The 14,802-nt window shown below is 51.7% G+C and carries 13 protein-coding genes; 9 read left to right on the top strand and 4 right to left on the bottom strand.

Features of this window, described 5'->3' with window-relative positions:
• The first annotated feature begins 75 nt into the window (after positions 1 to 75).
• Both ftsZ and LZ463_RS13985 read left to right on the top strand, forming a co-directional pair.
• Entirely contained in the window at positions 76 to 1,275 is a 1,200-nt protein-coding gene (ftsZ, locus tag LZ463_RS13990; RefSeq protein ID WP_241456479.1) for a cell division protein FtsZ, read from the top strand.
• Positions 1,276 to 1,756: 481 nt separating this feature from the next.
• Positions 1,757 to 2,263 carry a peroxiredoxin gene (locus tag LZ463_RS13985; RefSeq protein ID WP_241456422.1) on the top strand — a complete coding sequence of 169 codons (507 nt, stop codon included), beginning with the start codon at positions 1,757 to 1,759 and terminating at the stop codon, positions 2,261 to 2,263.
• A 100-nt stretch (positions 2,264 to 2,363) separates the two neighbouring features.
• Here the strand turns inward: LZ463_RS13985 and LZ463_RS13980 are convergent, their stop codons facing one another.
• The gene (locus LZ463_RS13980) at positions 2,364 to 2,858 is read right to left on the bottom strand and encodes a GNAT family N-acetyltransferase (protein WP_241456421.1); all 495 of its coding nucleotides are present in this window, start codon (positions 2,856 to 2,858) and stop codon (positions 2,364 to 2,366) included.
• 70 nt (positions 2,859 to 2,928) lie between these two features.
• Between LZ463_RS13980 and lpxC the strand changes: the two genes are divergently transcribed.
• The gene (lpxC, locus tag LZ463_RS13975; RefSeq protein WP_241456478.1) at positions 2,929 to 3,864 is read left to right on the top strand and encodes a UDP-3-O-acyl-N-acetylglucosamine deacetylase; all 936 of its coding nucleotides are present in this window, start codon (positions 2,929 to 2,931) and stop codon (positions 3,862 to 3,864) included.
• A gap of 69 nt (positions 3,865 to 3,933) precedes the next feature.
• Here the strand turns inward: lpxC and LZ463_RS13970 are convergent, their stop codons facing one another.
• Positions 3,934 to 4,434, bottom strand: a complete 501-nt coding sequence (locus LZ463_RS13970) for a DciA family protein (protein WP_241456420.1) — start codon at positions 4,432 to 4,434, stop codon at positions 3,934 to 3,936.
• A gap of 81 nt (positions 4,435 to 4,515) precedes the next feature.
• Here LZ463_RS13970 and LZ463_RS13965 point away from each other — a divergent pair, with 81 nt between their 5' ends.
• The 6 genes from LZ463_RS13965 to LZ463_RS13940 all read left to right on the top strand — a co-directional run bounded on the left by LZ463_RS13965 (position 4,516) and on the right by LZ463_RS13940 (position 12,549).
• Positions 4,516 to 5,466 carry a M23 family metallopeptidase gene (locus tag LZ463_RS13965; protein ID WP_241456419.1) on the top strand — a complete coding sequence of 317 codons (951 nt, stop codon included), beginning with the start codon at positions 4,516 to 4,518 and terminating at the stop codon, positions 5,464 to 5,466.
• 242 nt (positions 5,467 to 5,708) lie between these two features.
• Positions 5,709 to 8,471: a preprotein translocase subunit SecA gene (gene secA, locus LZ463_RS13960; RefSeq protein ID WP_241456418.1), complete on the top strand. Its 2,763-nt coding sequence runs from the start codon at positions 5,709 to 5,711 to the stop codon at positions 8,469 to 8,471.
• A gap of 226 nt (positions 8,472 to 8,697) precedes the next feature.
• Positions 8,698 to 9,879, top strand: coding sequence for an acyl-CoA dehydrogenase family protein (locus tag LZ463_RS13955; protein WP_241456417.1), 1,182 nt, complete (start codon positions 8,698 to 8,700; stop codon positions 9,877 to 9,879).
• 129 nt (positions 9,880 to 10,008) lie between these two features.
• On the top strand, positions 10,009 to 11,247 hold the full coding sequence (gene argJ, locus LZ463_RS13950) for a bifunctional glutamate N-acetyltransferase/amino-acid acetyltransferase ArgJ (RefSeq protein WP_241456416.1): 1,239 nt from the start codon (positions 10,009 to 10,011) through the stop codon (positions 11,245 to 11,247).
• A 14-nt stretch (positions 11,248 to 11,261) separates the two neighbouring features.
• A complete protein-coding gene (locus tag LZ463_RS13945) occupies positions 11,262 to 12,131 on the top strand; it encodes an ATP-binding protein (RefSeq protein ID WP_241456415.1) in 870 nt (289 codons plus the stop codon).
• 1 nt (position 12,132) lies between these two features.
• On the top strand, positions 12,133 to 12,549 hold the full coding sequence (locus tag LZ463_RS13940; protein WP_241456414.1) for an NUDIX domain-containing protein: 417 nt from the start codon (positions 12,133 to 12,135) through the stop codon (positions 12,547 to 12,549).
• Between the two features lie 21 nt (positions 12,550 to 12,570).
• Here the strand turns inward: LZ463_RS13940 and LZ463_RS13935 are convergent, their stop codons facing one another.
• Positions 12,571 to 13,197, bottom strand: a complete 627-nt coding sequence (locus LZ463_RS13935) for a hypothetical protein (protein WP_241456413.1) — start codon at positions 13,195 to 13,197, stop codon at positions 12,571 to 12,573.
• Positions 13,197 to 14,798 (bottom strand): substrate-binding and vWA domain-containing protein, encoded by a 1,602-nt coding sequence (locus LZ463_RS13930; RefSeq protein ID WP_241456412.1) that lies wholly within the window; start codon positions 14,796 to 14,798, stop codon positions 13,197 to 13,199. The genes LZ463_RS13935 and LZ463_RS13930 overlap by 1 nt, the downstream gene beginning before the upstream one ends.
• Between the last annotated feature and the right edge of the window lie 4 nt (positions 14,799 to 14,802).

Here is a 14,802-nt window from a genome sequence, read left to right as displayed (position 1 = left end):
TACAGTTATTAGTCGCTAGTCGTCACATCCCGGTGATGCCTAGCGACTGATAACTGCCTACCTGGAGGAGTCATGATGGAGTTCGATATGGTTGATAACGCCACACAAGGCACCGTGATCAAGGTTGTCGGCGTAGGTGGCGCAGGCGGCAATGCGGTACAGCACATGATCAACAAAGGCGTGTCCGGCGTTGAGTTCATTGCTGCAAATACAGATGCGCAAGCACTGTTGATGTCCAAGGCAAACAACGTGATACAGATCGGCGAAACGGGTCTGGGTGCAGGCATGAAACCTGACGTCGGCCGCAAGCTGGCTGAAGATTCGCGCGCCCGCATTGAAGATGCACTGCGTGGTGCACACATGGTATTTATCGCTGCCGGCATGGGTGGTGGTACAGGTACAGGTGCTGCACCGGTGGTTGCGCAAGTGGCCAAAGAACTGGGGGCGCTGACAGTGGCGGTCGTATCCAAACCATTTTCCTACGAAGGTCAAAAGTGCATGGACATCGCCGACGAAGGTCTGGAAGCTCTGTCCCAGCATGTTGATTCCCTGATTGTCATCCTCAACGAAAAACTCGAAGAGATTTACGAAGACGACAGCATGATCGAGTGGCTGCAACACGCTGATGATGTCCTGAACAATGCCGTCGCTGGTATTGCCGAGATCATCAACGTACCTGGTCATATTAACGTCGACTTCAATGACGTGAAAACGATCATGGGTGAGCAGGGCAAGGCAATGATGGGTACGGCAACTGCTTCTGGCGTTGACCGCGCACGTATCGCTGCTGAACAGGCAGTGGCATCCCCACTGCTGGATGGGATCGATCTGTCCGGTGCACGTGGCGTGCTGGTCAATGTCACTGCCAGCCGTGGTCTCAAAGGTAAAGAGATCAAGGAAGTCATGTCTACAGTACGTGCTTTCGCTGCACCGGATGCATCGATCGCACAAGGTATTGCTTACGATGACAACATGGGTGACGATATCCGCGTGACGGTAGTGGCAACCGGCCTTGGCCGTGGCAAGAAAAATATCCAGCTGGTGCAAACACCGATGCTGCGTACTGGCACACACAATGAAACCGTGATGGCCAGCGCGGTCATGACATCTGCCACCATCAGCACTGGTACAGCAACTGGTTCGGCAGGTTTCGATGGCCTTTCCAAACCGGCAGTATGGCGTCGTGAGTCGGCATCAGAAACAGTACGCGCCCTGGAAAAAAATGGTATGGAAACTTACGACATTCCAGCTTTCCTGCGCAAACAGGCTGACTGATTTATCTTGTTTTGCTGCAAAGCGCCAGCTTCGAAAGAGGCTGGCGTTTTTATTTGGTAGATCGAAAAGCCAGACCAAAAAGCTCACCACAGAGGCATAGAGACAATGAGAAGAACATGAGAAATCGAAAGCAGTTTTCGATATTCAATAGATATTGATGGAATGGTTTTATGAACATTGATAAGCAATATTTGAAGATATGATTTGCTTTTCTCTTGCCTTTCTATGTGGTGTAGCAGGGAATTCGTGTGGCCCGCGCAGGGCGGCATGCCGCGCGCCTGCGTAACGAAGCCTGCTTGCAAGCAGACTTTCCTTCCTCTGTGTCTCTGTGTTGAGAGGTACTCTGCAAGAAAATTCTAGCTCAGGCATACTTGCGTCCTTCACTGTCGGTGTTGATATGACTCAAATTTCCTGCTTTTTTTGCAGGGCAGCGTACAGCAAGGCAATGAATATCCGAATACTTATCTAGGGAGTACATAAAATGACAATCAAGATTGGCGATACCCTGCCAGCAGGCAGCCTGGCAGAATTTATTGAAGTGGAATCTGAGGGCTGTTCACTTGGCCCGAACACGTTCCAGGTAGCAGACCTGACCAAAGGTAAGACCATTGCGATCTTTGGCTTGCCCGGCGCATACACACCAACTTGCTCTGCCAAGCACGTGCCTGGCTATGTTGCTCACGCGGCTGAATTGAAAGCCAAGGGCGTTGATGAAATCTGGTGTATCTCCGTCAATGATGCATTCGTCATGGGCGCATGGGGTCGTGACCAGAAATCCACAGGCATCGTTCGCATGATGGCTGATGGTAATGCTGATTTCAGCAAGGCCCTGGGTCTGGACGCAGATTTCAGCAAATTCGGCATGGGTGTACGCTCACAGCGTTATTCCCTGCTGGCCGTTGACGGTGTCGTCAAACAATTGAATATCGAAGAAGGCGGCAAGTTTGAAGTGTCCAATGCAGAAACACTGCTGGCGCAATTGAGCTGATCGGTCTTGCTTTGTCCTTCCTGACCATGGCAAGGACATCGATGAAAAAACGGCACATAAGGTGCCGTTTTTTTTATTGCTTGCACCAGATGCCATGATTTCAGTCCAGGCTCTTGCACATGATATGTGATTGCACCTGATAACCTTGTGTCTGGTAAAACTCTATCGCATTTCGATTGAAATCAAACACTTCCAGCCTGACTTCCACTGCGCCCTGTTCGCGCCCCCAGGCTAGAGCGGCATCCATCAGCAATTTGCCTATGCCCTGATGTTGATGGCTATCTGCCACCACGATGGTGCCTATGCGACAGATTTTGCGGCGCTGTAAAAAAGGAATGGTGTTGTTCTCTTGCCAACTGACGGTAATGAAGCCCAGTACTGCCTCATCTTCATCGCAGGCGACAAAAGCACAAGTTGTCGGGCCCTGAAAAGTGGTTTGCCAGAACAGGCGATCCAGTTCCCGCCTGTTGTGCTGAACAAAAACAGTGGGGGCCGCGGCATGGTGTTGCGCGTTAATCTGGTCACTGAGTTCACAGATGGCTTCAAGATCAGTATTCGCTGCCAGGCGAATTTGAATTGTTGTTTTTGTACGCATTTGTGAATGTAAAAAGCACAATTTCCATGGTCTTCCCTTGGGGCATGGCATGAAACGCTATAATAGCGCCATGTTAAAACAAAGAACAATCAAACACCTGGTGAAAACTGTTGGTGTCGGTTTACATTCCGGCACCAAAGTTGAACTTGTCATGCGCCCGGCGCCGGTCAATACCGGCATTATCTTCACACGCACCGACCTGGTGCCGCCAGTTGTCTTGCCCGCTCAGGCCCTGGCTGTGGGGGATACCCGCATGGCTTCAAGCTTGTCGAATGAAAATGGCAAGGTGTCGACGGTTGAACATTTGCTGTCTGCCTGCGCCGGTCTTGGCATAGATAATTTATACATTGATGTCAGTGCCGAAGAAATCCCCATCATGGATGGCTCTGCCTCTTCGTTTGTCTATTTGTTGCAACAAGGTGGTATGCAGGAACAGAATGCCGCCAAGAAATTCATCCGCGTCCTGAAACCAGTGGAAATCCGTGAGGGTACGGGTAAATCAGAAAAATGGGCCAGGCTGGAGCCCTATGACGGTTTCAAACTGCATTTTTTCATTGAATTCAATCACCCTGCTGTGGACGGCACGGTACAGACGGCAGAAGTTGACTTTGCCCGTTCTTCTTTTGTGCAGGATGTCGCCAGGGCACGTACTTTTGGCTTCATGCAGGACGTGGAAATGCTCAGGGGCATCGGTCTGGCGCGAGGTGGGTCCATGGAAAACGCCATCGTCATGGACGAATACCGCATTCTCAATTCAGACGGTTTGCGTTTTGATGATGAGTTTGTCCGTCACAAGATTCTTGACGCGATCGGCGATCTTTACCTGATTGGCCATCCTTTCCTGGCCAGTTATACCGCACACAAATCAGGTCATGGTCTCAATAATCAGTTGTTGCGCGCTTTACTGGCCCAGCCTGACGCCTATGAAATCGTCAGTTTTGATGATGCAGAGGCGGCGCCCCCGACCTATGCAACCCAGGCTGACCGGGAGTGGGCACTCGCTTGAAACTGCTCGCTTAGTCAGGCCGTTTTGATCATGCTTGCTGGCAGTTGCCGGTTTGTGGTGTTTTTGATATTAATCGCTGCTACGATGGCGATTTACCAGGCGCGCCAATGCTGCTCTTAATCCTGCATTTTGCTGGGTCTTTTCCAACGTTTGTTCCAATTGGTCGAAAGACTGCAAAGCCTTTCCGGTCAGTGCGATTTTTTTCTCACTAATTGGTTTCTCTATAACGCGCTTTACTTGTACTTTGATGCGGATTGCGTTAATCTGCCAACCCCGTTCTTGTAAATATGCTTGCAATTTCGGGCATTGTTGTTTCAACTTTGTCGCCAATGCGGCATTGGGAGCAGACAGCGTCAGCTGTCCTTCCGATACCTGCATAACCTCACAAGATGCAAAAATAGGCGGCAGTATGGACCCACAATCTTTTTGCAGCGCCATATGTCGCTGTACCGTGGGCAGCAGTTGCGCCAGTCTCTCGTTACTGCGTAAAAAATCGGCTGCGCCGCTGACGCCAGGTACTTTGCGACCGCGTTTAATATTAATTGGGTAGGTAGGGCGTGAAAATGACATGCGTACTACCTTACCACAAACAGGACTATCGGGCTGTCGTCAAGATGCCAATGTAGTCATCATTTTCTGAGGAGCACACTGATGCAAATCATTTTGATGCACTCCCGCTTCACCCAGGCCAAGTCAGTGACTTTGTCTTCACGTCATGTAATTCTTGCCTTATTTGCATTTCTTCTTGTTACCACCTTCTGCGCAGCAATGATGGCCGCCCTGACCCTGAAGCTGGCAAGTGCTGATTTGCCTGTCTTGCGTGACCTGGTTCCCGCACCGGCTACCAGTGAGATAGGCAACAAAGACAAGTATATGAAAGAGAACCTGGCCGCCATGGCAGCCAAGGTTGGTGAGATGCAGGCGCAATTGATACGGCTTGATGCGCTTGGTGAAAGGGTGCAGGGCCTGGCAGGCGTTAAACCCGAAGAGTTCAATTTCAAGGAATTGCCAGGTCGCGGTGGGCCGGAAGTGAGTAGTCAGCCGGCAAAGGAACTGAACATGGCAGAATTCCAGGCAGCACTGGCGGCAATGTCGGTAGACATAGAACACCGGTCTGATTATATGAACGTGGTTGAAACCAAGCTGATGGGTTTTAAGGTACAGTCCAAATTATTGCCTACTATACAACCAGTCAACGTGGCCTATAATGCATCTGGCTTTGGCTGGCGCCTTGATCCGTTTTCTGGCCGCAGTGCATTTCATGAGGGCATCGATTTTTCCGGCCCTTCTGGTACACCCATCGTGGCAGCTGCCGGTGGTGTGGTCGTGGCGGCAGAATATCACCCGCAGTTTGGCAATATGGTGGAAATTGACCACGGTGGCGAGATCATGACCCGTTATGCACATTCATCCAAGGTCTATGTCAAGCTTGGTGATATCGTCAAGCGTGGTCAGCATATTGCTGATATCGGTTCTACTGGCCGTTCCACGGGCGCCCACCTGCATTTTGAAGTGCATGTCAAAGGCGTGCCACAAAACCCGCATAAATTCCTGTCTGCAGGTGCTGACCAGGCAAAACTTGCTGCCTTGAATCAAAAATAACTTGAGTTTGCTGCTTTAGCCTCCAACTGCATGCTTCTATTGGTACTTGCGGAGCTTGTTGTTGCATATTTGCCAGCATTTTGTTGGTGACTTTTTACATGAATGTAAGCAAATTGCGCAATTGCTGGTGAATTGAGTGTCACATGGTAAAATCATGGGTTAGCCTATTGTTGCTGTTGAATTAATCATCGTTTGATTGGTTTGCGGTGACTTTTTTAAGAATTTAACTTTCCGTTCATAGCATGTCATTCCTGACCAAGATATTCGGCAGCCGCAATCAGCGGCTCTTGAAGCAATACCAAAAGACTGTGCGTGAGATCAACGCATTGGAACCCAAGCTGGAAGCATTGGCGGATGACGCCTTGAAAGCCAAGACTGCCGAGTTCAAGACACGTGTTGCGAATGGAGAGACACTGGACAGTATCCTGGTGGAAGCCTTTGCTGTCTGCCGTGAAGCCAGCAAGCGTGTCCTGAAAATGCGCCACTTCGACGTGCAGATGATAGGTGGTATGGTTTTGCATTATGGCAAAATTGCTGAAATGGGTACCGGTGAAGGTAAAACCCTGATGGCGACCCTGCCTATCTACCTCAATGCCTTGTCTGGCAAAGGCGTGCACGTAGTGACCGTCAACGATTACCTGGCACAGCGTGATGCGGAATGGATGGGGCGCCTGTATGGCTGGCTGGGACTGACCACAGGCATCAACCTGTCACAACTGGACCATGATGCAAAGCAGGTAGCCTATGGTTCGGATATTACCTATGGCACCAACAATGAATATGGCTTTGACTACCTGCGCGATAACATGGTGTATGAAGCCAAGGACCGCGTGCAGCGTGGCCTGAATTTTGCCGTTGTCGATGAAGTTGACTCGATTCTGATTGATGAGGCGCGTACGCCGCTGATCATTTCCGGCCAGGCTGAAAATCATACCGAGCTGTATTACAAGATCAATGAAGTCCCCAAACTGCTGACTTTGCAAATCGGCGAAGAAACACCGGATGGCAAGGGCAAGGTTGAGGTACCAGGTGATTACACCAAAGACGAGAAAGCGCATCAGGTCTTGCTGACTGAAGCAGGCCACGACAAGGCTGAGCGCATTCTGACGCAAATGGGTTTGTTGCCAGAAGGTGCATCGCTGTACGATGCGGCCAATATTACCCTGATTCATCATCTGTATGCCGCCTTGCGCGCACATGCCCTTTATTTCAAAGACCAGCACTATGTTGTGCAGAATGACGAAATCGTCATCGTCGATGAATTCACTGGCCGCATGATGACGGGCCGTCGCTGGTCGGATGGCCTGCACCAGGCAGTAGAAGCCAAAGAAGGTGTGCGCATCCAGAATGAAAACCAGACACTGGCATCGATCACCTTCCAGAATTACTTCCGTATGTACACCAAACTGTCGGGCATGACGGGTACGGCAGATACGGAAGCTTATGAATTCCAGGAAATCTACGGTCTCGAAACCGTGGTCATTCCGCCTAACCGTCCTTCTCAGCGCAAGGACAGGCAAGACCAGGTCTACAAGTCCAATAATGAAAAATACAATGCCATGCTGATCGACATCAAAGACTGCTATGAACGCGGTCAGCCGGTGCTGGTTGGTACGACATCGATTGAAAATTCCGAGCTCCTGTCCGGTATTCTGACCAAGGCGGGTTTGCCCCATAATGTCCTGAACGCCAAGCAGCATGCACGTGAGGCGGAAATTATTGCACAGGCCGGTCGTCCCAAAGCGATTACCATCGCTACCAATATGGCAGGTCGCGGTACTGATATTGTCCTCGGGGGTAATGTCGCCAAACAGGTAGAGATGATAGAAGCCAATGCCGCTTTGTCGGATGCGGACAAGCAGGCACAGTCGCAAAAACTGCGCGACGAATGGCAATCCCTGCACGAAGCAGTCGTGACTGCGGGTGGCCTGCATATCGTTGGTACTGAACGTCATGAATCGCGTCGTGTAGATAACCAGTTGCGTGGCCGTTCCGGCCGTCAGGGCGACCCTGGCTCATCCCGCTTCTACCTGTCACTGGACGATACGCTGCTGCGCATTTTTGCTGGCGACCGCGTCCGCGCCATCATGGACAGGCTGAAAATGCCTGAAGGTGAGCCGATAGAAGCAGGCATGGTGACCCGTTCAATAGAATCTGCACAGCGCAAGGTAGAGGCACGCAACTTTGATATACGCAAACAATTGCTTGAGTATGATGATGTCGCCAATGACCAGCGTAAGGTAATTTACCAGCAGCGTAATGAATTGCTGGAAGCGCAGGACATGTCCGAACTGATCTCGTCTCTGCGTTATGGCATGTTCCAGGACGTGGTGCGTGAATATGTACCGGCAGAGTCCGTTGAAGAGCAATGGGATATTCCTGGCCTCGAAAACACACTGAAAAATGACTGGGCGCTTGAATTGCCATTGGCACAGATGCTCAAGGACGACGCCAATATCACTGACGAAGATATTCTGGAGCGTGTGCAAAAAGCCGCCAATGATGTCTATGAAGCCAAGATCGCCATAGTCGGCAAAGAGTCTTTTGCCGGTTTTGAGCGTAGCATCATGCTGCAAAGCATAGATACGCACTGGCGTGAACACTTGGCTGCACTGGATCATTTGCGCCAGGGCATACATCTGCGCGGTTACGCGCAGAAGAACCCTAAGCAGGAATACAAGCGCGAAGCCTTTGAACTGTTTGGCCAGATGCTGGATGCCATCAAGAATGAAGTGGTCAGGACTGTCGTTACCGTACGCATACAGTCACGTGAAGAGATAGAAGCTGCAGAAGAGCAGATGGCGCAGCAGCAAATAGAAAATGTTCATTATCAACACGCAGATTTTGATGCAGATGCGTCGCCGGAAGAGATGCTGGCGCCTGTTGCAATCGCAGGCGGTGATGGTCAACCTGAGGTCGGCTATGCGTTGAAGATTGGTCGCAATGATCCTTGCCCTTGTGGCAGTGGCAAAAAGTTCAAGCAGTGCCACGGCAAACTTGCCTGATCACTGAGCGGTAAAAAACAAAAGGCGACCAATGGTCGCCTTTTGTTTTGCAATTCTGTATAAGCCTCGGCCGACGTCATATTCCGGGTTTGTGTTCTCTGATGGTCATCATGCCTTGGCTTGACGCCTGAGTGAAGCGGGGGTAAAGTGAACGGGCGTGCTTTATTTGAGTATATATTCTGTAGCACAGAATCTCATACGATGATTGCCAGACCTGAGGGAACTTATGGACTTGAATTTTAATGATGCAGAGCTTGGTTTCCGTCAAATGGTCCGCCACTTTCTGCAAACTTCATTACCCCAGTCCATCAGCCATAAAGTGCATCATGGCATAGCGCTGGAAAAGAGCGATTATCAGCAATGGCAAAAGATATTGCACGCCCAAGGGTGGGGAGCTTTATCCTGGCCAGTTGCGCATGGCGGTACCGGCTGGTCTGCCGTACAGCGCTATATTTTTGAAGAAGAATGTGCCGCTGCCGGAGCGCCGCGCCTGCCGCCTTTCGGCACCAAGATGGTGGCGCCTGTCATCATGGAATTTGGCTCGCCCGAGCAACAGCAAAGATTCCTGCCAAAAATACTGTCTGCTGACGAATGGTGGTGCCAGGGCTATTCCGAGCCGGGTTCGGGGTCGGACCTGGCCTCAATCAAAACCACAGCAATCCGCCATCGCGATGAGCAGGGGGAATATTATCTGGTGAACGGGCAAAAGACCTGGACTACACTGGGACAATATGCCGACTGGATCTTTTGCCTGGTGCGCACTGACAAAGAGGCCAAGGCACAGCGTGGCATATCGTTTTTGCTTGTTGACATGACCTCCCCTGGTGTCAGCGTCAGGCCGATTATCACCATGGATGGTGCGCATGAAGTCAATGAGGTCTGGCTTGATGATGTCCGCGTACCCGTCGCCAACCTGGTTGGCAAAGAAAACCAGGGTTGGACCTATGCCAAGTTTTTGCTGGGACATGAGCGTACCAATATTGCCGGCATAGGCATAGCCAAGCGCGAACTGGCGCGGTTGAAGCGAGTCGCTGCGCGTGAATGGAAAAATGGCAAGCCTCTGCTGGAGGATAGCTTGTTTGCCAGCCGCCTGGCGCAAGTGGAAATAGATTTGATGGCCCTGGAAATCACCAACTTACGGGTCTTGTCGGCAGAAGAACAAAGCCATGCACCGGGGCCTGAGGCATCCATACTGAAGATCAAGGGCACGGAAATACAGCAGGCGATCACCGATTTGCTGGTCCAGGCTGTCGGGCCGCAGGCCCAGCCCTTGCGTGAACGGCTGGATACAACAGAGCAGGCCAGCTCACTGGCTGTCAATTACCTGAACATGCGCAAGTTGTCGATTTACGGTGGTTCAAACGAAATACAAAAGAACATCATTGCGCAAATGATCATTGGTTTATGAAATGGAAACGGCCCAGGCCCTTGGTAACATGCCTTGCCTATAGATGAATTTTCCTCAGTGCAAACATGCTTCGCAGCGCAGCAAAATGCCCTACAATAACGGCTTGATTTCAACGCAAGGAAAACTATCATGGCCGTTAATTCACCTATTCCTGTTGCTGCAGATTTGAAGCCGGTAGCTGGCATACGTCTGGGCTATGCCGAGGCAGGCATACGTAAAGCCAACCGTAAAGATGTGCTGGTGATGGAGCTGGCGCCGACTGCAACAGTATCAGGTGTATTTACGACCAATCGTTTTTGCGCTGCCCCGGTACAGGTTTGCAAAGCCCATCTGGAAGGCCTGCACATGACCTCAGGCCCGATACGCGCGCTGGTGGTCAATACCGGCAACGCCAATGCCGGCACTGGTGATGCAGGCCTGGCTGCCGCCAATGCTACCTGCGCAGCGCTGGCTGAATTGCTGGGTTGCGAAGCTGCGCAAATTTTGCCGTTTTCCACTGGCGTTATCCTTGAACAATTACCCGTCGACAGGCTGGTTGCCGGTTTGCCCAAAGCCATAGAAAATCTCAAGGCAGACAACTGGTTCAATGCAGCCGAAGCCATCATGACAACTGACACCCAGCCCAAGGCGGCATCAGCGACAGTCGTGATCAATGGTAAAACCGTGACCATGACAGGCATCAGCAAAGGCGCTGGCATGATCAAGCCCAACATGGCGACCATGCTGGGTTACCTGGCTATTGATGCGAAGGTATCGCAGACAGCATTGGACCATATGGTCAAGCAGGCGGCGGACAAGTCTTTTAACTGCATTACCATAGACGGTGATACCTCGACCAATGATTCTTTCATGCTGATCGCCACCGGTGCCGGTGAAGTCGAAGTCAATGATATCGACACGCCGGAATATGTCACCCTGGCTGAAGCCGTCACTGCCTTGTCGCAAAAGCTGGCCCACATGATTATTCGTGATGGCGAAGGCGCGACCAAGTTCATGACGATTGCCGTTGAAGAAGGGCGTGACGTGGAAGAATGCCGCAAGATAGCGTACTCCATTGCTCATTCACCACTGGTAAAAACGGCTTTCTTCGCCTCTGATCCCAACCTGGGCCGTATCCTGGCTGCCATCGGATATGCCGGTGTGAATGATCTTGATGTTGGCAAATTGAATTTGTATCTCGATGATGTCTGGGTTGCAAAAAATGGCGGCCGTAACCCGGATTACCGTGAAGAAGATGGTCAGCGCGTCATGAAGCAAAGTGAAATCACCATACGCGTGAAACTGGCGCGTGGTCATGCTGCTGCAACCGTCTGGACTTGCGACCTGTCGCATGACTATGTATCGATCAATGCCGATTACCGTTCATAAAATTACTGCATACCATGACCCAGCTTGATCAATTTTTGACGCGTGCAGAACATTTGTTGAACAGGCTGGAAACACTGCTGCCTGCTGCCACCCCGGCACCGGACTGGCACCTGGGCCATGCCTACCGCTGGCGCAAGCGTGGCGGACAGGGTTATTTGCAAGTCGTGCGTCATGTTTCGACGATAGCGCTGGATGACTTGCGCAATGTCGCGATACAAAAGGCCCAGATAGAACAGAACACCAGGCAGTTTGTGCATGGCAAACCGGCCAATAATGTCTTGCTGACCGGCGCCCGTGGCACAGGCAAATCATCGCTGATCAAGGCTTGCCTTAACCAGTTTGCTGATCAGGGTTTGCGCCTCATCGAAGTAGATAAAACTGACCTGGCAGACTTGCCTGATATTGTCGACCTGATCGCTGAACGGCCTGAGCGCTTCATTATTTTCTGCGATGACCTCTCGTTTGAAGAAGGCGAGGCTGGCTATAAGGCGCTGAAGGTCGCACTCGATGGCAGCATCGCCGCGCAATCAGACAATGTATTGATTTATGCGACCTCCAACCGCCGTCATCTGCTGCCGGAAAAAATGTCAGACAATGCGGGTTACAAACATGGTGACGATGGTGACCTGCATCCTGGTGAGACGGTAGAAGAAAAAATTTCCCTGTCCGAGCGCTTTGGTCTGTGGGTGTCGTTCTACCCGTTCAAACAGGATGATTATCTCGATATCGTTGTTTACTGGTTGAACAGCATGGGCTGTACTGCGACACAGATAGAAGAAGCGCGTGGTGACGCCTTGCGCTGGGCATTGCAGCGTGGTTCACGTTCTGGTCGCGTTGCCTGGCAATTTGCCCGTGATTACGCCGGTAAGCTGGCGGAGTCCTGAGATGACAGCAAAACCTGTGGATGTTGCTGTCGGCATCCTGATGAAAGCCAATGGCGATGTCTTGCTCGGCCAACGGCCTGCTGGCAAACCTTATGAAGGCTACTGGGAATTCCCCGGCGGCAAAGTGGAAACTGATGAGTCCATACTCGACGCACTCAAGCGTGAATTTGTAGAAGAGCTGGGCATACAGGTGCTGACCGCTGAACCATGGTGCGGCGTAGAGCATATTTATCCGCATGCCCACGTCCGCCTGCATTTTTATATCAGCCGTGAGTGGCAAGGTGAGCCGCAAAGCCTGGAAGGGCAGGCCTTTGCCTGGCAGGGGAGCGTGGAACTGACACCTTTGCTGCCCGCCACCATTCCCCTGCTGGAATGGCTTGATGCTTTACGTCACGAAGAAAAGAGCATTGCAGGCTGATCCACTTGTGTACAGTGGGCTCTATTGTATGAAGCTCACTGTATGAAACTTTTCTTTTAGAAACTCCCCATTGATGACCAGGGAATCGGCATCATTCTTGTAGATGTCGGTCGCGATTTTACCGAGCTGGGTTTCGAGCAAATGCAATTGTTCCAGCAGCAGCTGCTTGCAGGTCTTGCCATTTTCTATGACGTGCATGGTGGCAAAGGCCGTTGGCAGGTGCAGGTAATTCCTGATGGTTTGTGGCAGGTCGCGGTTGACTGCGTTGACCAGCAGGCTCACATAATTCATCGCCACCTCGCCAGAAAAAATCTTCGGTGCCAGGTCTTGCAAGATCGCCTGGATGCGGCGCAGGCCATCGACGGCCTCATGCGGCAGGCGTGATTTTGATTCGCGTATCAGCGCGTCAACACTGTCGGTCAAGCTGCTTTGCGAACTTTCACTTTGCAGTTGCAATTCCAGTTCCTTGTCTGCCGGTATGGCCAGCCAGGCGACGGCATACAGGGCGACGACGATGGGGAACCACCAGTCAGTAATAATACCGGTAAAAAACATGCCCAGGCCCAGCAAGGCCAGGCAGCAGCCGAGCAGGTTCTGGTTGCTGTACAAGAACAGCAGTGCGCGCATTTTGAACGTCAGAGGCTGCATTATTGGTATCCGCGTATTTCTTTGAAGATGGATTGCAAACTCGCCTTGCGACTGTCAAACATTCTGCCGCCGGACAAGTCCGACAGTTTTTTCAATTCATCGGGCGCTGCTTCACCAAACAGCACGGTGAAAATCTTGATGCCTTTTTCATTTTCCGGCAGTGAGTTATACCAGCCTTCAAACTCATTGTAGTTGATGCCATTGTTATTGATACCGTCTGTCATCACGATGATGGAGTAAAAACGTGCAGGGTCGGCGCGCTTGCGTTCCATAGCCTTGGCATAAGCTTCCCTGGTGGCGGAAAAGATTGCCGTGCCACCGTTGGCGCGTAAATTCTGTACATGGGCAGACAGTGCCACCAGTGTCGCCTGATTATCTTTTTCTGCATTCCCCATTTCGAATAGTTCTGAGGCGCCTACTTCATTGCTGAAGGGCAGTATCAGTATGCGTTCACGGTTGCGGAAGCGGGCAAAGCGACCACTGATGCTGGCGTCTGCGCCAGAGAGGCCCTGCATGGCGGTTTTCAAATCCCTGATGCGTGCACCCTGCATGGAACCGCTGGTATCAAGCACAAAGGTACTGTCGGTTGGCAGGCGCAGGTGATTGTCGAATGCACTCAATATGGCATCGACGACATTCAGTTTGGCCGGGAAGGCGAGTTCGACCAGCGCCTGTTTCGGAAGGTCACTGACCACCACATCCGGGTTGACTGGCCGCCGCAGGGTGGCGTTGTACATGGCTTGCTGGAACTCTTTGCCACGCAAATAGGCGACCACCTTGTCATACGCTTCTCGCTTGGCCGGGTTGATCAGCATGATGGGATAATCTGCCGTAACGATGCCATCCTGGGGATAGACCAGTACCAGTTTTTCCCTCAATGCCGCATTGCGGTTCATGCTCTGCAGGGTCGAAGCATAATTGATGATGCCATCGACCTTGTCCTGCTCGCGTACATAGGCATCCGCCAGCCAGCCTGAGCTGCCCGCAGTCAGCCTTTGTGCCTGGAAAAAGGCGGTCAGGCTCTTGGCGTTGATATCTTTTTCTTCGAGTGCATCACCTTGGCCAGATAAGGCCGCAGCGAGACCTAGCAAGCCGGAAAAACCGGTATTGGATGAAGAAGGGCTGGTCATGCCAAAGGTGAATTTGCCTTTTTTTGCCGCTTCGGAAATGTCTTTCCAGGTAACGGCCGGGTTGTCTTTCCAGCCCAGGGCTGCGGCTTTGCTGTCTTTCAGGCCCAGTACTACCGGAGTCAGCATGGTTCTCTCTGACGCCAGTATGCGTGACTTGGCAGCGGGTAGCAGCATCGCATATTTATTGCTGGCCAGCCAGGCCAGGTCCACCTGTTCACCAGACTGCAACTTTTCAACTGCTTCCAGCGTACCGGTATATTGCAGTCGCAGGTTGATGCCTGTTGCCTTGGCGATAGAAGGCAATAGCGGTTCGATGTCCTTGAGCTCTGAACCGGCCATCACGGTCAGACTGCTGGCAGGGGAGTTGTCTGCCTGCGCTGGCGCGGATCTATTGTTGTTACCGTCTTTGCAGGCAACCAGGCACAGCATGACCAGCGTCACCGCACCGGCTAATTGATAGAATGATTTCATCGCC

It is taken from the genome of Undibacterium paludis (genome assembly GCF_022568815.1).
In the GTDB taxonomy this organism is placed as follows: Bacteria; Pseudomonadota; Gammaproteobacteria; order Burkholderiales; family Burkholderiaceae_D; genus Undibacterium.
The sequence above is the reverse complement of the archived record's forward strand: the minus strand, read 5'-3'. Positions and strand labels throughout refer to the sequence as shown.

Excerpts from the sequence above, each read along its gene's own strand:
- ftsZ (WP_241456479.1), top strand. The coding sequence starts at position 76 with ATGGAGTTCGATATGGTTGATAACGCCACACAAGGCACCGTGATCAAG.
- LZ463_RS13940 (WP_241456414.1), top strand. The coding sequence starts at position 12,133 with ATGACAGCAAAACCTGTGGATGTTGCTGTCGGCATCCTGATGAAAGCC.
- secA (WP_241456418.1), top strand. The coding sequence starts at position 5,709 with ATGTCATTCCTGACCAAGATATTCGGCAGCCGCAATCAGCGGCTCTTG.
- LZ463_RS13970 (WP_241456420.1), bottom strand. The coding sequence starts at position 4,434 with ATGTCATTTTCACGCCCTACCTACCCAATTAATATTAAACGCGGTCGC.
- LZ463_RS13955 (WP_241456417.1), top strand. The coding sequence starts at position 8,698 with ATGGACTTGAATTTTAATGATGCAGAGCTTGGTTTCCGTCAAATGGTC.
- argJ (WP_241456416.1), top strand. The coding sequence starts at position 10,009 with ATGGCCGTTAATTCACCTATTCCTGTTGCTGCAGATTTGAAGCCGGTA.
- lpxC (WP_241456478.1), top strand. The coding sequence starts at position 2,929 with ATGTTAAAACAAAGAACAATCAAACACCTGGTGAAAACTGTTGGTGTC.
- LZ463_RS13980 (WP_241456421.1), bottom strand. The coding sequence starts at position 2,858 with ATGCGTACAAAAACAACAATTCAAATTCGCCTGGCAGCGAATACTGAT.
- LZ463_RS13930 (WP_241456412.1), bottom strand. The coding sequence starts at position 14,798 with ATGAAATCATTCTATCAATTAGCCGGTGCGGTGACGCTGGTCATGCTG.
- LZ463_RS13985 (WP_241456422.1), top strand. The coding sequence starts at position 1,757 with ATGACAATCAAGATTGGCGATACCCTGCCAGCAGGCAGCCTGGCAGAA.
- LZ463_RS13945 (WP_241456415.1), top strand. The coding sequence starts at position 11,262 with ATGACCCAGCTTGATCAATTTTTGACGCGTGCAGAACATTTGTTGAAC.
- LZ463_RS13935 (WP_241456413.1), bottom strand. The coding sequence starts at position 13,197 with ATGCAGCCTCTGACGTTCAAAATGCGCGCACTGCTGTTCTTGTACAGC.
- LZ463_RS13965 (WP_241456419.1), top strand. The coding sequence starts at position 4,516 with ATGCAAATCATTTTGATGCACTCCCGCTTCACCCAGGCCAAGTCAGTG.